This window comes from Lacibacter luteus (genome assembly GCF_004118265.1).
In the GTDB taxonomy this organism is placed as follows: domain Bacteria; phylum Bacteroidota; class Bacteroidia; order Chitinophagales; family Chitinophagaceae; genus Lacibacter; species Lacibacter luteus.
Map to the genome: position 1 here is coordinate 308944 of NZ_SDHW01000006.1, position 22647 is coordinate 331590.

Here is a 22647-nt window from a genome sequence, read left to right on the forward strand (position 1 = left end):
GAGATAAGATAACAATGCAACAACTTAATCACATACTTCACCAATACTGGGGCTACTCTTCATTTCGTCCTATGCAGAAAGAAATTATTACTTCTGTTTTAGAAGGACATGATACGCTTGCCCTATTGCCAACCGGTGGTGGTAAAAGTATTTGCTACCAGGTGCCTGCATTGGCAAAGGAAGGTTTGTGTATTGTTATATCACCATTGATCGCTTTAATGAAGGATCAGGTGGAAGCACTGCATCGAAAGCAGATTGAAGCAGCTGCCATTTATACCGGTATGCCTTTCCCTCAAGTGAAAGAAATTCTGCAACTGGCGGTGAACGATAAATTAAAATTCCTTTACGTATCACCCGAACGTTTGGAAACAAATTTATTTTTAGAATATCTGCCCGGCATGAACATTCAACTGATTGCCGTTGATGAAGCACATTGTATTTCACAATGGGGTTACGACTTTCGTCCTTCGTATTTAAACATTGCAGCATTCAGAAAAGAATTACCGGGTGTTCCTGTGTTGGCTGTTACAGCATCAGCCACTCCGTTGGTGCAGGATGATATCTGTAAGCAATTACAATTTCGCAAACATCATATTTACAAAGGATCGTTTTTACGGCCGAATGTTTCATTCAGTGTGTTTGAAGTTGACAGCCGTATTAATAAAGCATTGCAGATATTACAGAATGTGCAGGGCTGTGCCATTGTGTATTGCAAAAGCAGAAAGCGTACGCAGGAGGTTGCACAACTGTTACAGCTGCAACAGATCACTGCTGATTACTACCATGCAGGTTTATCGAATGAGGAACGCAGTAAGCGACAGGAAGCATGGTTACGCAACGAAACAAGAGTAATGGTTTGCACCAATGCATTTGGTATGGGTATTGATAAACCGGATGTTCGTGTTGTAATACATCACGATGTGCCCGATTGTCTGGAAAACTATTACCAGGAAGCAGGGCGTGCAGGTCGTGATGGACAAAAAGCTTATGCTGTTTTGCTGTACGATGCAAAAGACATTACAGAACTCAATGGCTTATCGGCTATCCGTTTCCCTTCTGTTGAAGAGGTGAAGCATGTTTACCGCTGCCTTGTAAATTATCTGCAGCTTGCAAGTGGCAGTGGTGAAGGGCAATGGATAGATTTTGATCTGCAGGATTTCATCAAAGCATTTCAATTGAACAGTCATACTGCAGTGTATGCATTGAAAACACTGGAACAGGAAGGCTGGCTCAGTTATGCCGAACAGATCTTTCTTCCATCAAGAGTAGTGTTTACAAGCAGCAGGCAAACATTACAGGAATTTGAAGAACAGCATCCACAACTTGAACCGGTGATTAAAGGATTGCTGCGCACCTACGGCGGCATCTTCGATATGGAATGTATTGTTTCTGAAAAGCAATTGGTAAAAGTGCTGAAAACAGATCTTGAGTTCATCAAACAATCGTTGCTGCAGTTGCATCGGTTTGGCATATTGCAATACAGTCCGCAAAAAGATAAACCACAGTTACAATTTTTACAGAACCGTGTACCTGTTGAACAATTATTCATTAACGAAAACAATATCAACAAACGGAAAGAACAGTTTGAAGCAAGAGTGCAACAGATGATTAGTTATGTAACCGGCAACAATAACTGCAGGAGCAAGACCATTGGACTCTATTTTGGAGATGAGCAAAGTACCGATTGCGGTGTATGCGATGTGTGCTTATGGAAAAAAGGAAACGAACTCTCCCCTGCTGAGTTTACACAACTGCAGCAACAGATACTAAGTGCCGCTAATGAAAAAGGAATTGTGGTAAAAGAGTTTATCAGCCGTTTGGGCAGCAAACACAAAGAACGGGTGTGGAAGGTGATTGATCATTTGGTTGCGGAAGAAAAAATTGTGTTGAGTGATGGCGGGTTGTTGAAGAAAAAAATAAACCAATGAAATGGTCATTCGCTTTTTTCCATTGGCTGCTAACATTATTAATAGCACCACTTACTTCGCAGTTATTTCAGTATTTAAAAATCAAAAATAGTCATCTTATTGTTGGATTAGCTGAAGTTTATCCGATAGCACTTGTATTCAGTTTTGTATTTTCAATTCCAGTATTTTGCATTTATCTGATTGTGTTTTCAATCTTAAAAAGGAGCAAGCTTCACAAAAATGCTATAAAAGTAATTTTGATTACTTTGGCTACAACTGGAATCATTCTTTCAATACGACTTATTTTTAGTGGAGTTAGTTGAGATATTATCAATGCTTATAGTATCACAACTCTTCTCGTTGGTATAATCTTACCGCTAAGAAAACAACCGGCTTCAAATAAATAGACACTTTTTATGAAAAATATTCTTCTCTTGGCTGTATTATTTTCGTTCATTTCCTGTTCTGCAAAAAAACAATCTTTGTTTTATGCTTTCACAGACGGTTTTATGGACTGGTATGAACTGAAGTTGTTTCATGATAGCTCATTTGATTTACACATTCCATCTGTAGACTATTCTGGTTTTTACAGAATTGATGGAGACAGCATTTTTCTGAGCTATAAAGAAAAACAAACTGGAGATATACCTCAAGCCTACCTCATCAACACTAAAAAACAAAAGATTGATGAATTGATATTATTTGAAGGAACCTATATAATAAGACAAGATAATAACCGATGGATTCAAATTGTAAATAATAATCTTCCGAACGACAAAAAAAAGCCGCAATGAATAAAAATCATTGCGGCTCGCATTTCATTCAATTCGTTTTAAAACCATCCCGTCTTCTTCTTCGAACTTCTTCCACCCAAACCCAATGCGCCTAATAAACTACGGGTAATAATGGTTGCAGCAGTACGACCAACCTGTTTTACAGTTGGATTATCAAAAAAGCTTTCTTCTTTTTTTGCAGGTCGTTTCTTTTCTTCTTTCTCTTCGGCTTCTGCTTCTTCTGCTGCCTTTGTTTTTTCAGCTGCTTCTTCCAGTTTGGCAGTAATGATCTCGTGTGCACTTTCACCGTCGATAGTTTGTGCATACTTCTTCACCAGTTTGCTTTTGCCCGTGAGTTCATCCACTTCCGCATCACTCAACACTTCCATACGGCTGCGGGGCGGCATCAGCATTGCATGCACCAACGGTGTTGGAATTCCTTTTTCATTCAGCAATGTAACAAAGGCTTCACCAATACCCAGCTGTGTGAGCAGCTCATCCACATCATAGTATTCTGTTTCAGGATAATTTTCTGCAGCCTGTTTAATTACTTTACGATCGGCTGCTGTAAATGCACGCAAGGCATGTTGCACTTTTAAACCTAATTGCGCCAATACACTTGCAGGCACATCCTGCGGATTTTGTGTACAGAAGAAAATGCCTACTCCTTTCGAACGGATGAGCTTGATGACAGTTTCAATCTGTTGCAGCAAGGCTTCATTGGCTTCCTGGAAAACCAGGTGTGCTTCATCAATAAACAACACCAGTTTGGGTTTATCCATATCGCCTTCTTCGGGGAGTGTAGCATACAACTCTGCAAGCAAACTCAACATAAATGTGGAGAAGAGTTTGGGCCTGTCCTGCAGTTCCATTACTCGTATAATGCTGATCATTCCACGACCATCATCGTCAATACGCATGAGGTCGTCTACTTCAAAACTTGGTTCACCAAAAAATGCATCAGCACCCTGTTGCTGCAGTTCCACCACCTTGCGTAAAATTGTTCCGGTAGATGATGTAGATATTTTTCCGTAATCTTTTTCAATCGTTGCCTTTCCTTCATCGCTGATGTATTGAATAACCTTGATGAAATCTTTCAGATCGAGCAAAGGCATTTTATTATCATCGCAGAATTTAAAGATCATGGCAACAATACCCTGCTGGGTATCATTCAATCCTAAAATTTTCGACAACAGTATCGGGCCAAACTCACTAACGGTGGCCCGCAGGCGAACTCCTTTCTTATCATCACTTAACGTCATTAACTCCACCGGAAACGCAGCAGGTTTGTATTCGCCACCCATCAGCTGTAAACGTTCTTCAATTTTTGCATTGGTTGCCCCGGCAGCAGCAATACCACTCAAGTCGCCTTTAATATCCATCAATACAACAGGAATACTTGCATCGCTCAAACCTTCGGCAATAACCTGTAAGGTTTTTGTTTTACCCGTACCCGTTGCCCCTGCAATTAAACCATGACGGTTCATTGTTTTCAATGGCAACAATACTTCTGCTCCCTTTTGCACCTGTTTATCGAGCATTGCTGTACCTAACCGAAACGACTCGCCTTTAAATGTGTAGCCCTGTTGTATAGCCGAAGTAAATTGTTGTGCGTCTGCCATGATAAATTGGTATTAGTTGATTATTGTAAAGTGCTTTGCTACTGTTATGTTATAAAGTTACCTGTTTGTTGTATTGACAACAGCAACCGGCTGAATTACTTTTACATCAGCAAGCAATTTTTCTCATACTTTATTGTAATCGCTGCATGTTTATGCAGCGATTTTTTTATGCTACTACTTTACGGCATCTCCCTCAAAGTGGTATTGGCCGGCATAGTACAGCTCTATAATTTTGTATTCACAAATCAGTTAACTATTAACCTTAAACTACATCTAATGAAAAAGCTATTTATTGCTGCATGTTTTTTTAGCGTCGTATTGTCATCTTGTAAAAAAGAAAGTTCACCTGAACCTCCTTCAATGATTGGCTTCTGGAAAGGTAAATGGGGAAATGCTGCCAACTATCCGTCATATGGTTATGCTGCACTCTTCCGCAGTAACGGAACCGTTCGCTTTTTTGATGGAGCAGATACAGCTACTGCTTCAAAAGCAGAAGGCACCTATATTGTTTCCGGTTCAACTGTAACTGCCACATATACGTATACCGGCTCATCTAACCCTATTTCAGTTTCAGCTGCCGTAAATTCAAAATTTACATTCCTCGAAGGTTCGTGGGGAACAGGTGGTAATGCAACCAATGGTGGTTTATGGATTCTTGTAAAACAATAATCTTCTGGTTCTCTTAAAATAAGCAAGCATCCTGTTTTCACGGGATGCTTTTTTTATAATTCTTCTTCACGTTCCAGCATCAGGATAGCACTTTGCGGAACAATAAAATATTTATCGCCTTCATACATTACTTCTGTTGCACCACTTAAAAGAAAAATTGCAAGGTCGCCTTCTCTTGCCTGCAGGGGTACATACTTTACCTGGTCTTCATCGCTCTTCCACGGCTCATCTTCTACCGGAATGGGTATAGCATAACCCGGACCTGTTTTAATAACAAATCCCTGTTGCACTTTTTCCTTTTCCTGCACACCCGGAGGCAGGTACAAACCACTGGCGGTTCGCTGGTCGGCCGTAGCAGGTTTAATTAATACACGATCGCCAATTACGATCAGCTTCTTAAAACGGTTATCGGATGTAATACGCATTGCTTGCTTGTTATACCGCAAAAATAAGTGCAGAACTTCTTTTACTTCCTTTTAACTACAGCCGCCGGCAGGTGTTCTTTAACAAAAAATTGCACAGCGAATGCTGCAATAACCAAAAGCTTTAACTTTATTTGACAATAAATTACATACGATGGAAGAAGTAAAATCAAAAGTATTATTGGTGGAAGATGATACCAGCTTTGGAAATGTGCTGAAGAATTATTTAGAGTTGAACGATTTTGATGTGGTGCTGGAGCGTGATGGCCGCCTTGGCCTGGCTGCGTTTCAACGGGAGAAGTTTGACATTTGTTTGCTGGATGTAATGATGCCGCATGTAGATGGTTTTACATTGGCTGAAGAAATTCGTGATATTGATCCAGACGTTCCTTTGTTTTTCCTGAGTGCGAAAACAATGAAGGATGATATTTTAACCGGTTACAAACTTGGCGCCGACGATTATATTACCAAACCTTTCGACAGCGAAGTGTTGTTAATGAAGATCAAAGCCATTTTGAAACGGAATGAAGAAACCAAACTGGAAACAGAAAACAAAGAGTTCGACCTGGGTATCTATCATTTCAACCCTAAATTGAGAGAGTTGACCATTGAAGGTAAAACACATACCCTCTCTCCAAAAGAAAGCGAACTGCTGCGTATGCTTTGCGAATACAAAAACGATCTGTTACCAAGAGAAACAGCATTGAAACGTATTTGGGGCAGCGATACTTATTTCAACGGCCGCAGTATGGATGTGTACATTGCCAAGCTGCGTAAATACCTGAAAGACGATCCGAAGGTGGAAATTGTAAACATCCACGGTAACGGTTTCAGACTGGTAGTATCTGAATAAGAGCAATTAAAATGAAAAATATAGAATGAGAAATGAAGAAGTATTTTACTTTTTTATTTCTCATTTTTCATTTCTGATTTCTCATTCTTCTGGTTTAGGATTGTAATAATCTTTATTGCATTGCGCAATAAAACCGAGTATTTCTTTTCTTCCCCTGTATTTAACAGCCGAGCTTACAAAACTCTGTGGCAGAAACTGCCAGGTTTTCCCCAATGCTGTTAAAAATGTTTTTACCATTGCTGCCACTTCTTTCTGTGTACTCTTATCGGCTTTGGTAAATACAATGGTAAACGGTATTTCCCATTCGCCCAGTTGATTAATAAACTGCAGATCGATCTCCTGCGGCTTGTGCCTGCTGTCTATCAATACAAACAAATTCACCAGGTTTTCCCGTTTGCGGATGTAATTCTCAATCATTTTGATCCACTGTTTCCGTTGCCCCTGTGCAACTTTGGCATAGCCATAACCCGGCAGATCTACAAGGTACCAGTCTGTTTTTTTATTGCTTTTCTCATCCAGACTTTCAATGGTAAAATGATTGATCATTTGCGTTTTGCCCGGAGAAGCGCTGGTTTTGGCCAGCTTCTGGTTATTGCAGATCATATTGATGAGCGACGATTTGCCCACATTACTGCGGCCGATAAACGCATATTCTGCCTTATCTGGCTTAGGACATTTATCTACCGATGGACTACTGATGAGGTATGTAGCAGAATGGATATTCACGGCTGCAAGATAGTTGTTAAAGGTTAAAGGTTAAGGGTTGAAGGTTTAGGGTATAAGCAGCGGCTTTTCCTTCCACCTTCTACCTCACTCCTTACAGCTTTGCCTTACCTTTGCGGCCCATGGCAGAACAATATTCACACGACAAGGTTGTACCCGATGCAGGATCGGTGGAGAGCAAGAAAAAGCAAGTGGCTGAAATGTTTGATGACATAGCTCCCCGTTACGATTTTCTCAATCGTTTTCTCTCGGCCGGTATTGATGTTAGCTGGCGTAAAAAAGCCTTGGCAAAATTGGCTCCGCTTCATCCAAAATTGATGCTGGATGTGGCAACGGGTACCGGCGATGTGGCCATTATGGCGGCAAAACAGCTGCAGCCCGAAAAAATTATTGGTATCGACATAAGCGAGGGAATGCTGCAGGGTGGCCGAACAAAAGTAAAAGCCAAAGGGTTAGAAAATATGATTGAGCTGAAAAGCGGCGATAGTGAAACAATAAACTTTCCCGATAACACGTTTGATGCAGTAACTGTGGCATTTGGGGTACGCAATTTCGAAAACCTGGAAAAAGGTATCGGCGAAATTTACAGGGTATTAAAACCCGGTGGACGATTGGTGGTGCTGGAATTTTCTAAACCCAAATTACCCGGTGTACTGCAGGCATATAACCTGTACATGAGTCTGGTGGCTCCGCAGGTGGCTGGCGCAGTAAGTAAAAACAAAAAAGCCTATCAATATCTTAACAACAGCATTAAAGCTTTTCCCGAAGGAAAAAACTTTGTTGCTGTATTGAACAAAACCGGATTTACAAACACTTCATGCAAACCTCTTACGCTCGGCATATGCAGTATTTATTGCGGCGACAAATAATCGTAACCCTGTTTCTTTTTGGCTGTATCAGTGCATTTGCTCAACGGGAAATTAACCTCCCCAACCACGAGCTTAAGCCTTACTATTTTGGTATTACACTCAGCGGCAATACGGCTTATTTTCAAATGGATCATCATTCGAAATTTTTGCAGGATGATAGTGTTGCCAATGTTAGCTCCATCAGCAAAGGTGGTTTTGGCTTAGGTTTACTTGGTACGCTTCGTTTGATCGATCACCTGGAAGCAAGAACCAACCCACAGTTGATCTTTGCAACAAGGGGAATCAATTACTACATCAATCAGCCTTTAACCGGCGACCCTAACTGGCAACAAAAAAATATTGAAAGTATTTACATCAGCCTGCCGTTACAATTAAAGTTCAGCAGCGATCGTATTGATAATTTTCGTGTGTATATGCTGGGCGGAGGTAAATTCGAATACGATTTGGCAAGCAACAGCCAGGCACGCCGTGCAGAAGATCTGGTGAAGCTCAATAAATCGGCGTTGGGTTATGAATTTGGACTGGGTTTTCATTTTTATTTTCCAACCTTCATCTTTAGTCCCGAAATAAAATTCAGCAACAGCTTTAACAGCGTACACAGCAGGGATAAAAACTTAATCTACTCAAACGTAATTGACAGAATGCAGGCGAGAATGCTGGTGTTTAGTATTCATTTGGAAGGATAAGCAATAGAAACGCTGATGACACTGAGCATTGCTGATCTTCACTGATTATTTCAAATCATTTGACCGACTTGTAATTCTGATTCATTAACAGAAAAAATCTGCGCTCATCTGTTCCATCAGCGTCATCAGTGACTCTATCAATAATCATACTCCCTGTACCACAAATTCATCCGCACACCTAAACCGAGCATGGTAGTGTTTTGTGCAGCGGCAGATCCTTTTGTAAAACGACGGAACATAAGGTTTGCATCAATAAAAATATTTTCATACAGTTCGTAACTGGCAAGAAACAAGGCATTGATGCCTGTGCTGTTAACACCATTACCTAAACTGTATCCGTAGTTGCTGGTGCGGCCATCATCATTCAAACGAAAAATATCGCTGCCCGAATTACGGCCACTTGCACTATCCAAACCCTGTTTCCAGTAAATAAGTTTGCCGGTTAAATTAAGTTTGCCCGTTGGCTGGTAACGAAGAACAGCAATCACTTCATTAAAGTTAGCGCCCAATGGGTGTGCCAGTGGTTGATTGTAATGAGTGTAGCTCGAAACAGAATCGAAATGCGAGTACGTAAACGGACGAACACTGTTCCACTCCAATTGCAGATCGAGGTTGCTGACATTGGCAACATCAATATACTTCATACCGAGTTGCGTACCTGTTTTGTTGCCCCACCAGCTGCGGTCTTTACGAAGTTCTTTAATATTGAATTCATCAATGATCAACTGTCCGTAAAACTGTAAACGCTTTGCAACATTGGCTTTAAAATCTGCACCAATAAGGGCGTTATCGCTGCTGCCGAGATTACCTTCGATTGTGCGGTAAAAAATAAGCGGGTTCATATAGCCGAATTCAAACTTATCTTTCCTGCCAAATACCACCGCTTCAAACACACCCACATTTAACCAGGGCAAAACATTCATACTTAAATGATGCATGGCCGCATATTTTTTTGGAACGAGTGCATTGCTGTTATTGCTCTTTCCTTTTGTATGCAACTCCATAAACAGGTTCTGGTAATTGAATTTCCAGATGCGTGTGTTGAGTTTTACAAACAACTGGTTAGCGCCGAAATCGCTAAGCATTAAACTGCGGTAACCGTTACCAATGAAATTGCGATCGTAGCCTATCTGAAAGTTGATATACTTTGCAGCATTGAATGTAAACGATCCTCTTGCATCAAAATAATCAACACCGGTTTGCTTGAATGTTTTGTAAAAATTTCCGCCGGGCACAGCATCCACACTATCGATCCATTGCTGCACAAACAAAGGACCACGCTCCTGTACATCCATTACCATGGCATTAAAACCAACCCGGTTATCAACGCCGCCACGTACCGTTAAACCACGTTGATTGATAAAAATATTCTGGCTGGTATTGTTCAACTCCACCGACTGGCGGTAACTGATAATCGGATTAACTGCTACAAAAAAATCATCGCCATACTTTTCAATAAAGCCGGCAGGTGTTTTATAAAAACTCTTCAGAAAAGGTTTTTTGCTGTTGAATACCGAACGGTCGCCTTTAATCCATTCCTGGTTATTGAGGTAAAGACTGCGGAGATTGTATTCATCCACCTTACTTAAACGCAAAGCAGTATCGGTATTAAAAAAAAGTGGTTTTATAGCCCGCATCGAATCTACCTTAGCTCCCAGCCACTGCACTGCGTATTTACGATCGTACGGCTTGGTGGTTGTAAAATTAAGATCGCTTACTTCGCCTGTTTTCAGCTCCAGACGGTCGATGAAATGCTGGTGTTTCGATTGCTGCGGCAGATAGGTGCTTTGCGCTGCTGCAAAAAAGGGAAGTATAAGAAGAGCCAACCATAGACTGCATTTGCTAAATTGCATGCGGTTATATTTTATTCGTAAAAATAGGTTATACCGACGATACAAATAAACAATGTACATCGGTATCACATCAAAATAAATGATTCATTAATTGATATTATGCAAAACTATCTTCTTAAAAACTGTTTGCTGGTAAATGAAGGAAGCATTAAGGCAACTGATGTTTTGGTTAAGAACGGCCGTATTGAAAAAATTGCTCCCGGCATTACTATCGAAGGAGCTATCATTGAAATAAATGCAGAAGGTAAACATTTATTTCCCGGTGTTATTGACGACCAGGTGCATTTTCGTGAGCCGGGTTTAACTCACAAAGCCAGCATTTATACCGAAGCGAAAGCTGCCGTTGCAGGCGGCGTTACATCGTTTATGGAAATGCCCAACACGGTGCCCAATGCACTCAATCTCGATTTGCTGGAAGACAAATACACAATTGCCGCCAACACATCACTGGCCAACTATTCCTTTTTTATGGGCACCAGTAATGCCAGTGCGGATGATACGCTAAAAGCTAATCTGCATAAAGACAAGATCTGCGGTATTAAAATATTTATGGGTGCCAGTACCGGCAATATGCTGGTTGATAATTTTAATACGCTTGACAAAGTTTTCCGTGAAAGTGAAATGTTGATAGCAACGCATTGCGAAAGCGAAAGCATTATTAAAAGTAATTACGATAAACTCAAAGCAGAGAAAGGAGAACTATCCCCTGCCGATCATCCATTGATACGCAGTGTGGATGCCTGTTACGAATCGAGTTTAATGGCTATACAGATTGCAAGACAATACAACACACGCCTGCATATTCTGCACATCAGCACAGCTAAAGAACTGGAGTTGTTTGGTAATATGATGCCGTTAAAAGAAAAACGCATTACCAGCGAAGTATGTGTACATCACCTGCACTTTACTGCCGATGATTATGCAACACTTGGCAACCGCATTAAGTGTAATCCTGCTATTAAAGCAAAAGAAAACAAAGAAGGGTTGTGGCAGGCATTACTCGACGACAGACTGGATATTATTGCCACCGATCATGCCCCGCATACATGGGAAGAAAAACAAGGCAACTATGAACATGCACATGCCGGTTTACCGCTGGTGCAACACCCATTCTTACTCATGTTGCATTATGCCAAAGAAGGGCGTATTTCACTGGAAAAAATCGCACAGAAAATGAGTCATGCTGTTGCCGATTGTTTCCAGATAAAAGAACGTGGTTATGTGCGTGAAGGTTATTTTGCCGATCTTGTTCTCGTTGATCTCAACAAACAACACACCGTTTCAAAAGAAAACCTGTTGTACAAGTGTGGCTGGAGCCCGCTTGAAGGCTTTACTTTCCCGGCTACTATTTCGCATACTTTCGTAAACGGACATTTAGTTTATGAAAATGGAGTAATAAATGAATCTCATAAAGGACAGCGCTTATTATTCGACAGGAACTAAACCAACAAACCGATCTGCAACCATTGGAAATAGACAAAGTCACATATTACGATCTATCGATTTTTAACCCTGAGGAAGAGTATTCGTTGCTGCAACGCATCAACTTCTGCAACACTGTTGGCGGAAGAGAGCAGCTCGAATACCTGTTAACACATCCGCATAAACAGCTGTCGAAAATTCTGCAAACGCAACAGGCATTGCAGCATATCGGTCAACTGCAGCATCAATGGCCAACGGTAATTACCAATGGAACCATCCTCATGATCGAAAAGTTTTATGGTTACCCATTCGATCATATTCCCAACAGTTATTCTCCTTTTCCATCCTTACTATATCGTTTGTTCGATGCAGCCGATTTCCGGTTGATTCGCTATACAGTTGGTCATTTTATCGACTTTTTGAAAGGCATGGATCAGTTGCAGCAATTACTGTGGAAAGATGATGGATCTCCTGTTCTCCAAAAGATCTTAACCGACATCCGCAAATGGATGAGCCATGAACATATTCGTGAAATGATCGCAACAGGCAACAGCAAACTGCTGCCGCAGAAAATGTTGCAGTACGGTCATTTTCTGCAATACCATTACAAAGCAGAAGCCGAACAGCTGATCGATCTTTATCACAAGCTTGATGCGTTTTACAGTATGGCAGTTGCTGTAAAAAAATTCAACCTTCATTTTCCTACAATCTACGAAAGCAACGAACCAGTGATTAAAGCAAAAGGGTTGTATCACCTGTTGTTGAAAACACCGGTTGCGTACGATATCACATTAAATCCGCAGGCAAACTTTTTATTCCTCACCGGTGCAAACATGGCCGGCAAGAGTACATTTATTAAATCGATGGGTTGTGCCGTATATCTTGCTCATTTGGGCATGGGTGTACCGGCAGCTTCGTTTGAATTGAGTTTGTTTGATGGTTTGCTGAGTAATATACAAGTGCAGGATAATATTGTAAAGGGCGAAAGTTATTTCTTTAACGAAGTACAACGCATTAAGAATACCGTTTTAAAAATTACTGATGGCCGTAAATGGCTGGTGTTGATTGATGAATTGTTTAAAGGCACCAACATACAGGATGCCATGCATTGCAGCACAGCAGTAATTAAAGGTTTGGTAAAGATCAAAAGTTCGTTGTTTATTCTTTCCACACACCTGTACGAAATTGGTGAAGAGTTAAAACAATACCCGAATATTTCGTTCCGCTATTTCGAAACAACAGCTACCAATGAGCAACTGCAGTTCAGTTACCAATTAAAAGAAGGCATCAGTAACGACCGTTTTGGTTATTTGATTTTGAAGAGAGAGAAAGTGGTTGAAATGCTGGAGAAATTGTAGAATGAATACGCTTAATTTTATTTACGATGCGTTAACGGACGGCTATTTCTATGTCGTGCTTTTTTTACTACTCACCTATTTGCTCATTAAGAAATGGCGACCTTTTCTGAAAGAAGTTATTATTTCATCTAACGTATTATCGCTATTTACATACCTGTTCTTTATTGTTTATTGCATTTATACACTGTACCCGCTTATTCAACCTTTCAATGATGAAAGAGATGTTTTTTTCACGTATCAAATAACAGGCCCATATGGTTATAGCTATTGGATTCCTTTTATCAATGGCTTGGTTATCTTTACTCTCCTGCTGTTTAAGAAACCAAGAAACTCAGTCTGGATAACCGTTTGGATGGTGATTTCTGCAGCTCCTTTTTTTTATGAACAATTGATAATTTGGATTACGATGCTCTATAGGGATTATCTGCCTTCAAGCTGGAGTGTATACCATAGAGATTTTTTCCACAACTATCCATGGATTACTTATCTATTCTCTTTAGCGGTTACTTACTCCATTCGAAAATACGTCATTAAAAGAAAAACTCCGGAATCGGTTAACTTGCAGCAATGAAAAAAATCTTCATCCGCATAACTATTCTTTTAGCTGTTTTGCTTGCAGGCTATTTCATATGGTCGCTTACCGGAAGAGCTACAGAAAAAGAAAGCGGCTGGAGCAAGAACCCCGAATTCAAAGCAAGGTTTGCGTATGTTGAATATGGTGCAGACAGTAGCAAAGGAAACCTCATCGGTATACAACCTTACCTAACAGCAGTAAATTATTCTACTGCCTATAATCTCGAAACTTCGCTACGTTTTTATTTTGAACAACTGAAACGTGAAGGTAAACTCAACAGCAAATCAGTTGTTGTATTGCCCGAACATATTGGCACATGGTTGGTTTTGGCCAACGAAAAAGAAAGCGTGTATAAAGCTTCGTCGGTTGAGGAAGCGTTCAAACACATTAAAACAGCCAGTTTATTCAGCTATCTCAATGGTTGGTTTAAGTCGCCGGTGCAGGATAAAAACAGTTATGCTGTTTTTCATCTTAAAGCATCAAAAATGGCAACGCAATACAAGCAGCTGTTTGCGGCTTTAGCAAAAGAATACAAATGCCGTATTGCAGCAGGCTCTCTTCTTTTACCCGATGCAGTTGTTGATGCATCAAACAGCATTCAACCAAAACCAGGTACAGCATTGTACAATACTTTTTTTGTTTTCGATACAAGCGGAGCAATTGTACAACCTGTAACAAAACAGCCGTTAAACAATTCTGATATTCGTTCATTTACTGCAACAGGTAACTTACTGTTTGTTGCTGCAGCAAAACAAACGGTTTCTTTTGGCGAAGTAAAAGCAGCAGATCGTTATACAACTACCGACTCAGCACAAACTTATCCGTTGCACAAGGGGTATCTGGCAAGTGAAATACAGGAGGGCATTGCGCTTACATTTAACGGAAACATGTTTGATAAGCAGTTGAATGGACGTTTGCAGCTGATACAAAATAATGCTGTTACCGTTTTATCACCTGCAAACGGCAAAGGAAGAATTGTATGTTTGTGGCTGCAGTAAACCTCTCTGCTTTTAGTTGAACACATGCTGCCGCAACAAACTAAATCGAACTTAGTTTTTATTTTGCACTGCTTACTTACTGCAGGTGCTTATGCTGCTCCGTTTTTAATTAACTGGAAAATTCTTGTGCCGGTATTTGTTGCCACTATTCTGCAGCATGCCATCTGGGGTCGCTGCCTGCTCAATGCCAAACATGGTTTAACAGAAGAAGATGGCAGTACTTTTTATTCGGAAGTATTGGAACGCATGGGCTTTCATCCAAACAAAGCAAAGCTTCGTTTTTTTGTACGCAAAATACTGTACACATTGCTTACTGTTATTACTTTATTGTGGCAGCTAATATTGGGTAAAGAACCACTTTGGTTTTAAGAACGGCTTTACTTCTCCACTAAAAAAATTACTTTTATCTTACAACCAAACATCCACATACTGCATGCTCGTTAAAACCTTTGGAAGCGCTGTTTACGGTGTAAACGCCATCACCATTACCGTTGAGGTAAATGTGAGCAATGGTCAGAAATTTTTTATGGTAGGTTTACCCGACAGTGCTGTTAAAGAAAGCGAACAGCGTATTGAAAGTGCATTAAAAACATCGGGCTATTTTTTCCCCCGCACCAAAGTAATCGTCAACCTTGCCCCTGCCGATATTCGTAAAACAGGTACAGCATTCGACTTGCCCATTGCCGTTAGTATTCTTGGTGCTACGGAGCAGGTGCCTAATCCGGAAAAGTTAAGTGAATATGTCATCATGGGCGAGTTAAGTCTCGATGGCAGTATTCAACCCATTAAAGGAGCGTTGCCCATTGCCATACAGGCACGCAAAGAAAACTTTAAAGGATTGATTGTTCCCAAACAAAATGCACGTGAAGCAGGAATGGTGAACAACCTTAACGTGTATGGTGTAGAGCATATACGTGATGTAATAAACTTTTTTGCAGATGAGCAAACGCTGCAGCCTGTTGTTGTAAATACAAGAGAAGAATTTTTTCATGCACAATACGATTTTGAATTTGATTTCAGCGATGTAAAAGGTCAGCAAAATATTAAACGTGCATTGGAAATTGCAGCTGCAGGAAGTCATAATGCAATATTGATCGGCCCGCCCGGTGCAGGTAAAACCATGCTTGCAAAACGTTTGCCTACCATACTTCCGCCATTGAGTTTGCAGGAAGCATTGGAAACAACAAAAATTCACAGCGTAGCAGGTAAGCTGCCGGAAAATGCAACACTTATTTCCAAACGGCCGTTTCGTTCGCCTCATCATACCATCAGCGATGTTGCCTTGGTTGGCGGCGGCGGCAATCCGCAACCCGGCGAAATTTCGTTGGCACATAACGGTGTTTTGTTTTTAGATGAGTTACCCGAATTTAAACGCACAGTGTTGGAAGTAATGCGTCAGCCAATGGAAGAAAGAAGAGTAACTATTTCAAGAGCAAAAATTGCACTCGACTTTCCGGCATCGTTCATGCTTATTTCATCAATGAATCCATGCTGACGTGTTGCTTATTTCCGCCATTTTGAGAAAGTTGGAGGGGTGTGGGGAGGTATGATAAGGAGAGATTTATCGTATCAGTATCAACTTCAATGCGTTCTGTAATAGTTTCAACGATTGAGCGCCGCTCTTCAAAAGGAAGCTGTTTCCAGTTGTTATATAGGTCTTTTGCTTCTTCAATTACCGTGCTGGTTGATAAGCTATGAATTCGGATGAAATCAATTTCAGCCTCCAGTTCAGGTATCTCAGATTCTATTTGTCGTAGCCTGGTCTGAACAGGAGCATAAAACGTTGCAAAGTCATCCTTGGACAGCTCACCTGATCCTCGCATGTCTATGTGCATTTCAAGCTTCTTAAGAAGTCCAGTGTATTCAGCACGGATTGCTTTCAAAAGGCTTTCTTTTTCCTGAATCAAACTGTCACTTTTATGTTGAGCAGATTCCACGTCGATATCAGACAACAAAAACTCCTTTAGCTGTTCATGATAAATATCATCAAGGTCTGATGCATCAATTTTTCGTTTACAAGACTTGCATTTGTAGACAGGTGTTTCGGTATAGACATACATTTTGTTACCACAGGTACAATAGACAAACCCAGCAAGCAGATGCACAGCTCTCGGACCTACTTTGTTTCGTTTACGATGCTGCCCTTCTAAAATCGCATTACACTCATTCCAAAGCTCCTCAGATACAATTGCTGGACATGGATGCTCTATCCACTCCGATTTCGGTTTAATTACCCATTGTTTCCCTTCTCCTAATGATTTTGTATAATTCGCCCGACGTATCCCTTTAGCTGTTGGATCTTTGATTAAACGTTCAACCGTTGTATCTGAAAATTTGGCTCCATTCCTGGTTCGATACCCTTTTTCATTAAGCTCAGTTGCAGTTGCCTTCTTTCGTTTAGTTTTTAAAAAGACTTCATATAACAGCTTTCGTACTGGTGCTTCAGATTCATCAATTATAAGTTGCTTCCCTTCCCATTTATATCCAAATGTTGCTTGTCCTCCCAGCGGCTTTTGCAGCATTGCACGAATTGGAACTGATTTCGCAACCCGATCCGCAATCTCTTCCCGCTCCCATTGCGCCATTGCAGCAATCACTGTGAAAAATAAACGGCCTGCAGGTGTTGAAGTATCAATTGCCTCAGCAAGTGAAATCAAGTCAGCGTTATAGGATCGAAATATTTCAGAAATTTCTAAAAGCTCTTTGGTGTTCCTGGCTAATCGAGCAAGTTTTGAAAAAATTATACCGGAAATAACACCGCTTTTGATGTCTTGCAACATCCGTTTAGTTTCAAGATATTCGAGAATTGATTTTCCTGATACCGCATCAAGCCTATAGATTGTAACAACATTCCAACCTTTTGCGTCTGCATACAATCTCGCACGTTTTTCATGATGCTCGGGGCTTTCATCTTGTACTTGAAAATCGGTGCTAACCCGAATCCAGATTCCAATATTCTTTTGTTTTTCCATAGTTTACCGCTTTCAATAAAGTTACAAAAATGAAGCTCATTTTACTAATAATATTAGCTCTCACTTTGAATTATTCAACAATGTTTTAATTAGTATCTTTTGCTCCCAAAAATCACTAACGTTATGACTTCATACCACAAACAAACACCTATCACTTCTTACACGGTTGATAAAAATGTAATTGAGCACCTTGAAGAATATTTAAAAAATAACGTATTTGATATATTAAATCTTGAATCAAACGGTTCTGGATACCGAGATAAAAGTGATTTTAGCATTACTCTTCACGATTCAAATGGAATTGAAAAATATGCATCAATTAAAGAATGCAAGCTCCCTCTTTTCAGAAATGACATCAAAGGAATTACTATTGAACAACAGATATACATTGACCACAAAGAGTTAAAAGTATCCTTGCGGTTTGGTGACAAGCAAGAGAATTCTGATTTAGCTATTAGCTTAACAGACGATAATGCCAGAGAAAAAGTATCTGCCTTAGAACAAGGCATGTATCTAATACTTAATAGTTATAAAAATATCAACAAAGTATTTTACCCTCCTCAGATAATCACCACAATGCTAATATTCGGAGGCTTTTTCAGCGGTATTTTGGCTTTGAATAGCGACTACACTACAAAAGCAAGGCTTCTTTTCGGAGTGACCTTTTTTTCAATTGCCTTTTATTGTGTAATTATCCCCTCTTTGTTTAAAACATTTAGTTCATTTGATACAAACAAGCAAAAACAGTTGGACAAATGGTTTACCTGGCTTATTTCAGCTTTCCTTGGATTCTTAGTATTCAGTACTGTGCTTACAGAATTCAGAAGAAAAATTTGGGGATTTTAATTTTTTGCTTTGTTTTTTTTATAAGCTGGCACAGTACATACTGTGTCAGCTTTTTTACTTCTTAAAAAAACGGGAGCAATGCTCCCGGTTTAACTCCACTCAAAAAGGAAGATCCTCTGAAACCTCTTCCTTCTTTGGTATTGAAGCAGCGACATTATTCTTCATTGTCTGATGAATTTTAATGGCATTCACATGAAGTATCAACGATGCTTTCGCCTCTCCTTGCATAGTGGTATATGCATTCACACCAATTCTTCCATCGAGTTCAACCAGTGTTCCTTTAGTTAACCGTTCTGCCAACTGCATATTTATCCAATAGGAACAGTTGTAGTAGGTAGTGATGGTAGCGGCTTTGTCTGCACCTTTGGGTTTATAGTAGTCATTGACTGCCACCGTGAAGTTCAATACTTTCCGTTCATCTTTTAGTGTGTTGATGAGGCCATTCTTTGTTAATCGTCCAATGATAATCATACCTGTCTATTTTAAAAGTGAGAAAATGAAATGTTCTGTTATTGAAAAAGAGTGAGTGACTTTGTGTTGATGCTTGGTTGTTGCTTTGATAAACTATGCCGCTTTACCAAATAAAACACGGTGATGTCTTCTGTTTGGAGGATGACCCATGCTGCCTCAACTGCTAAAGAACGAATACTTCGTTTGTAGTGTGACCGTTCTTGTTTCTGTTTGAGGGCATGGGGTTTCCGCTTCTGAATCTCCCATGACAGGTGCATGAGTTTTGATAATAGGATTGTACGCTTCATACTAAAAATTGAGTGGTTAAAAAATACCGGCTTCGCCTGATTACTGCCAGCCTTAGGCACCCATTATTGAAGCGTGGAACGGAAGAGCAAGGTTTGTAGGAAAAAATACAACTTGAGCTAACAAGGTAGATTCAAATGAAAGTGGAGATTTTTTGCGTCGCAACCCAACGGGCATGACCTTGCCTGACAACTGTGTGAAGGAAATAGCTTTGTCGGCGGCTGGCGGGATTTAAGTCAATAAGAAAACAATGCAGTTACTTCTAAGAATATTCTCGTATCATTCTTTCTCATAGTGCGGTTGCATGTAGGTTTCTTCAATTAAAATAAAGCGGCAGTAGAGAAAAATGACACATCAAATAAACGTCTTAGTAATACTTAAGATTTCTTCTATGATTTTAAATATGTTTTGCAGCCACTTCGGAAGCTTATTTATCAATGCCTGTATGCTTCCCAATACTGTTTGTGCTGTATCAATCTGATCAACAGGTTTGATCTCATTTAGATAACTCGGAAATTCAATGTCAGGAGAATAATACGGAAAACGGGTATTAAAGAACTGCATTTCAGCATACAGCAAATCAAGTGCATCAATTTGGTTTTTTGACTCTGTTTCCTCTTCTGTACGTTGTACAGATTTGATGATTTCTGTTGTGAAAGTATATCTTTCGTTTTCTAATAAGAGGTCAAACGTTTGGGAGAGTAAATCGTCGAATTGACCAAGTCCACGAATTTCCTTCTGTGGCAAAAGATTTTCAATCATCACGTTTGTATTCAAAAAATACCGTTCAGTTTCCTCTGCAAAGGATTCGTATGAAACTACCATAGTTTTTCTGTTTAATCATATAAGATAAATACAAAATCTGTGTTTTGCAACAGTGGTTTTCCGGTAAAGGAGCCTTCAGCAAAAAAGAAGCAGAGCATTTGCCAAAAGCTTTTGGCAATGAAGCCAGGCCGGCCCAGCGAGCCGAACAAAGACACCGAAGAGATGCAAGAACGAAGGTGGCTGCGAGCCCCCACCAAAAGCTGGAATAAACAGCAATGCAATTGCGGATGACAGCATCCTTGAAAGATTAAAGAACATCATTTCCTTTCCTCTGAAATCTGCACGAGGCAAGGATACGAGAGCATGCAAATAATGAAATGGTTTATACATGCGCTCTTATCCGCAGTTGCAGTGGGGAGCAACGGCTCGCCTAATTATTGGAAGCGGCTGGATGTACAGCTTCTTGACGGAATGATCCATACGAAGTGCTGCATGGTGAAAGGAGTATGCTTTGGCAATTGCTTATCATGGCGAATGTGGGAAGCATTGAATTGTGCTGTGGATACATATTCGCTGATACGCATACTGTGTGTTGGCTACGACTGGAACCAAGCATAAACGGAGTATGGCGAGATACATGACGGAAAGATGCTGTACAGACAGAGGGAGCTTCCCGAACAAAGAACTGATTGAGCTGCAAAAAACATGACAGACATGCGCAGCATCCTTTATGGCAAAAGATGTGTTGCGATTCCATCAAAGTAAATAAACAAATGAATGCATCTCGTCTTTTGGTCTGGCGTGTTGTTTGCCGAAACAGTTCTTTGGGAGTCCTTTTTACCGTGCAATCAAATTCCATTACTCACCATCAGGTTCAGGTCCTTCGCTTTCTGGTTTTGACTCTGCTATCGATCCTGCCGGAGGAGCTGGAGGAGTCCAACCAAAATCGGGGATATATGATTCATTTAAATCTGGTTTAGCACCTTTGTTAATATCAATATCACGCTCATTTGTGCGTTCTGGCTTCTTTAATTTATCGTCCATAATTAAACTTTTTGAGGGTTTATTTCAATATTGTAAAACGTTCTTAAAAATATTTTCATACGCAAGTTAGCTTTGTGCTCAATTTCTCTTGAGGTTGTAAACAAAAGATCATCTGAGAAATTCAGTACTGAAGCATACGATTTGTTAAACTGAAAATATTGCTCCTGAATTTCATCTTCTGTTAATTTGCCCCGATTGGCTTTATTCCAAAAATCTTCAAATTCAATATTCAGAATATCAACGTGTAAACTTTTCGCATTAAGCTCTTTTACAAGTTTGTGGTAAGGGAAAAAAGGTTTAATGGTCATAATCACCTGTGATGTTGCGATAAGACATCCCCATATTAGTGGATACTTTTGCCATACAGCCCATGCAGCGATACTGCCTGAAGATGTTAATGCCAGAAATATATTAATGTTTCTATCCCAAATCTGGTACTTCTGGACGAGTAGGCCAAGTACAAACGCCTTGAATTTCATATTACAAAAAGTCGCCCATATCCTATTAACCATAATGTGTGCTCATTGTTTTGTGTAAGGATTTATTTGCTGTTAAAGGCAGCCGGCAGATCTTTAATATTTAAAACTTTATACTGACTGCTAACAACTTTAAATTTATAGGTCATGCCATAAGCAACACATACCTTCACGATATAACGTCCCTCTTTTACTTTCGAGAAATAATAGATACCCGCATCGTTTGTTGAGGTAACGATGGCATTCAATTTTTGTAATTGAATTTTATCATCCCCGTAGAAAAAAAAGTTATCGCTGATTTTTTCTGTCGTGGGATTCCTTGGAAAAAGTATAACCTTAACTCCTTTTGCAGGTACAGGCTTGGACGTATTGATACCAGTATGCAATACTCTTCCCTGAATTAGCTGCGCTTGAGTAGTGGTCGCTCCAAAAAGCATAGCAAAAAAACAACCGAAAAGGGCTGTTTTAATTATCATCCTGGACATGAGTTGTATCATTATTATTTGTGTTCAGAAATGTTGACGGTTTCAAAATAATTGCCGGATATGTTGCGAACTTATCATCATAGTCCATCTCCCAATATTTCTTTTCTTTCTTTTTACCTGATTTGTAATCCAACGGTTCAAGTGGTTGCGTTACAAAGCTGTCGGCCATAATCTGGAGTGTTGGAAAAATGATGTTGCTTTCTCCTTTTCTTTCTCCTACAACCTGCACTTGAAAAGCCCCATTCTGTATTCCGGTTGTTGGCACAAATGAAATTTTCGGGTTATAAAATTGTGGTATAATACGGCCATCTTTCTCCTGCAAGACTGTTCCTTTGATTGTCCAAACTTCATACATAGAGCCTTTACACTTTATCAGGGTATACATAAAAGGTATTGCCGTTATGAAAAGGAGAAAATATCCGGCAAACGCACCGCTCAGATTAATTTTCAACCCTCTAAACGGGCCACCTACGGCAGCTCGCTCCGGAAGTAATTTAAAAAATAGAAATGCCGGAATAATTGGTAACAAAAACCAGAGGCATAAATACAGAACAGTACTATTGAATATCGACAT

24 protein-coding genes are annotated in these 22647 nt (G+C 40.0%); 13 read left to right on the plus strand and 11 right to left on the minus strand.

The annotated features are described in order from the left end of the window. The first annotated feature begins 14 nt into the window (after positions 1-14). Together ESA94_RS18035 and ESA94_RS18040 are read left to right on the plus strand one after the other, a co-directional pair. Entirely contained in the window at positions 15-1928 is a 1914-nt protein-coding gene (locus ESA94_RS18035) for a RecQ family ATP-dependent DNA helicase (protein ID WP_129132334.1), read from the plus strand. 395 nt (positions 1929-2323) lie between these two features. Continuing rightward, positions 2324-2701 (plus strand): hypothetical protein, encoded by a 378-nt coding sequence (locus ESA94_RS18040; protein WP_129132335.1) that lies wholly within the window; start codon positions 2324-2326, stop codon positions 2699-2701. A gap of 38 nt (positions 2702-2739) precedes the next feature. On the opposite strand, the gene ESA94_RS18045 is transcribed toward ESA94_RS18040, so the two are convergent. Then, on the minus strand, positions 2740-4302 hold the full coding sequence (locus ESA94_RS18045) for a helicase HerA-like domain-containing protein (protein WP_129132336.1): 1563 nt from the start codon (positions 4300-4302) through the stop codon (positions 2740-2742). A gap of 276 nt (positions 4303-4578) precedes the next feature. Between ESA94_RS18045 and ESA94_RS18050 the strand changes: the two genes are divergently transcribed. Continuing rightward, complete coding sequence (locus tag ESA94_RS18050) at positions 4579-4971, plus strand: hypothetical protein (RefSeq protein ID WP_129132337.1); 393 nt, start codon at positions 4579-4581, stop codon at positions 4969-4971. Positions 4972-5024: 53 nt separating this feature from the next. Here the strand turns inward: ESA94_RS18050 and ESA94_RS18055 are convergent, their stop codons facing one another. Continuing rightward, complete coding sequence (locus tag ESA94_RS18055) at positions 5025-5396, minus strand: co-chaperone GroES (protein ID WP_129132338.1); 372 nt, start codon at positions 5394-5396, stop codon at positions 5025-5027. Positions 5397-5547: 151 nt separating this feature from the next. Here ESA94_RS18055 and ESA94_RS18060 point away from each other — a divergent pair, with 151 nt between their 5' ends. Further along, positions 5548-6246, plus strand: coding sequence for a response regulator transcription factor (locus tag ESA94_RS18060; RefSeq protein ID WP_129132339.1), 699 nt, complete (start codon positions 5548-5550; stop codon positions 6244-6246). 81 nt (positions 6247-6327) lie between these two features. Here ESA94_RS18060 and yihA read toward each other — a convergent pair whose 3' ends face one another. Next, positions 6328-6972 (minus strand): ribosome biogenesis GTP-binding protein YihA/YsxC, encoded by a 645-nt coding sequence (gene yihA / locus ESA94_RS18065; RefSeq protein WP_129132340.1) that lies wholly within the window; start codon positions 6970-6972, stop codon positions 6328-6330. A 119-nt stretch (positions 6973-7091) separates the two neighbouring features. Here yihA and ubiE point away from each other — a divergent pair, with 119 nt between their 5' ends. Both ubiE and porT read left to right on the plus strand, forming a co-directional pair. Continuing rightward, complete coding sequence (gene ubiE, locus ESA94_RS18070; RefSeq protein ID WP_129132341.1) at positions 7092-7838, plus strand: bifunctional demethylmenaquinone methyltransferase/2-methoxy-6-polyprenyl-1,4-benzoquinol methylase UbiE; 747 nt, start codon at positions 7092-7094, stop codon at positions 7836-7838. Continuing rightward, a complete protein-coding gene (gene porT / locus ESA94_RS18075; protein ID WP_129132342.1) occupies positions 7811-8524 on the plus strand; it encodes a type IX secretion/gliding motility protein PorT/SprT in 714 nt (237 codons plus the stop codon). Before ubiE ends, porT begins: the two co-directional genes overlap by 28 nt. A 137-nt stretch (positions 8525-8661) precedes the next feature. Here porT and ESA94_RS18080 read toward each other — a convergent pair whose 3' ends face one another. Then, on the minus strand, positions 8662-10377 hold the full coding sequence (locus ESA94_RS18080; protein WP_129132343.1) for a hypothetical protein: 1716 nt from the start codon (positions 10375-10377) through the stop codon (positions 8662-8664). Positions 10378-10476: 99 nt separating this feature from the next. Between ESA94_RS18080 and ESA94_RS18085 the strand changes: the two genes are divergently transcribed. The 5 genes from ESA94_RS18085 to ESA94_RS18105 all read left to right on the plus strand — a co-directional run bounded on the left by ESA94_RS18085 (position 10477) and on the right by ESA94_RS18105 (position 16224). Beyond that, entirely contained in the window at positions 10477-11820 is a 1344-nt protein-coding gene (locus ESA94_RS18085) for a dihydroorotase (RefSeq protein WP_129132344.1), read from the plus strand. Positions 11821-11843: 23 nt separating this feature from the next. Next, a complete protein-coding gene (locus ESA94_RS18090; protein ID WP_129132345.1) occupies positions 11844-13157 on the plus strand; it encodes a MutS-related protein in 1314 nt (437 codons plus the stop codon). 567 nt (positions 13158-13724) lie between these two features. After that, positions 13725-14729 carry a hypothetical protein gene (locus tag ESA94_RS18095; protein ID WP_129132346.1) on the plus strand — a complete coding sequence of 335 codons (1005 nt, stop codon included), beginning with the start codon at positions 13725-13727 and terminating at the stop codon, positions 14727-14729. 63 nt (positions 14730-14792) lie between these two features. Continuing rightward, positions 14793-15098, plus strand: a complete 306-nt coding sequence (locus ESA94_RS18100; RefSeq protein ID WP_129132347.1) for a hypothetical protein — start codon at positions 14793-14795, stop codon at positions 15096-15098. A gap of 64 nt (positions 15099-15162) precedes the next feature. Beyond that, positions 15163-16224 carry a YifB family Mg chelatase-like AAA ATPase gene (locus ESA94_RS18105; RefSeq protein ID WP_240671090.1) on the plus strand — a complete coding sequence of 354 codons (1062 nt, stop codon included), beginning with the start codon at positions 15163-15165 and terminating at the stop codon, positions 16222-16224. Here the strand turns inward: ESA94_RS18105 and ESA94_RS18110 are convergent. After that, positions 16199-17701 (minus strand): recombinase family protein, encoded by a 1503-nt coding sequence (locus ESA94_RS18110; protein WP_129132348.1) that lies wholly within the window; start codon positions 17699-17701, stop codon positions 16199-16201. The genes ESA94_RS18105 and ESA94_RS18110 overlap by 26 nt on opposite strands. A gap of 123 nt (positions 17702-17824) precedes the next feature. Between ESA94_RS18110 and ESA94_RS18115 the strand changes: the two genes are divergently transcribed. Then, positions 17825-18547: a hypothetical protein gene (locus tag ESA94_RS18115; protein ID WP_129132349.1), complete on the plus strand. Its 723-nt coding sequence runs from the start codon at positions 17825-17827 to the stop codon at positions 18545-18547. A gap of 99 nt (positions 18548-18646) precedes the next feature. On the opposite strand, the gene ESA94_RS18120 is transcribed toward ESA94_RS18115, so the two are convergent. Together ESA94_RS18120 and ESA94_RS18125 are read right to left on the minus strand one after the other, a co-directional pair. Next, a complete protein-coding gene (locus ESA94_RS18120) occupies positions 18647-19018 on the minus strand; it encodes a single-stranded DNA-binding protein (RefSeq protein ID WP_129132350.1) in 372 nt (123 codons plus the stop codon). A gap of 639 nt (positions 19019-19657) precedes the next feature. Then, positions 19658-20128 (minus strand): hypothetical protein, encoded by a 471-nt coding sequence (locus ESA94_RS18125; protein WP_129132351.1) that lies wholly within the window; start codon positions 20126-20128, stop codon positions 19658-19660. Positions 20129-20440: 312 nt separating this feature from the next. On the opposite strand from ESA94_RS18125, the gene ESA94_RS18130 reads away from it, so the two are divergent. Next, complete coding sequence (locus ESA94_RS18130) at positions 20441-20686, plus strand: hypothetical protein (RefSeq protein WP_129132352.1); 246 nt, start codon at positions 20441-20443, stop codon at positions 20684-20686. A gap of 240 nt (positions 20687-20926) precedes the next feature. Here ESA94_RS18130 and ESA94_RS18135 read toward each other — a convergent pair whose 3' ends face one another. From ESA94_RS18135 to ESA94_RS18150, 4 genes are all read right to left on the minus strand, one after another. Next, positions 20927-21112, minus strand: a complete 186-nt coding sequence (locus ESA94_RS18135; RefSeq protein ID WP_129132353.1) for a hypothetical protein — start codon at positions 21110-21112, stop codon at positions 20927-20929. Positions 21113-21114: 2 nt separating this feature from the next. Continuing rightward, on the minus strand, positions 21115-21591 hold the full coding sequence (locus tag ESA94_RS18140) for a hypothetical protein (protein WP_129132354.1): 477 nt from the start codon (positions 21589-21591) through the stop codon (positions 21115-21117). Positions 21592-21653: 62 nt separating this feature from the next. After that, complete coding sequence (locus ESA94_RS18145; RefSeq protein WP_205756011.1) at positions 21654-22064, minus strand: hypothetical protein; 411 nt, start codon at positions 22062-22064, stop codon at positions 21654-21656. After that, entirely contained in the window at positions 22054-22647 is a 594-nt protein-coding gene (locus ESA94_RS18150) for a hypothetical protein (protein WP_129132356.1), read from the minus strand. The genes ESA94_RS18145 and ESA94_RS18150 overlap by 11 nt, the downstream gene beginning before the upstream one ends.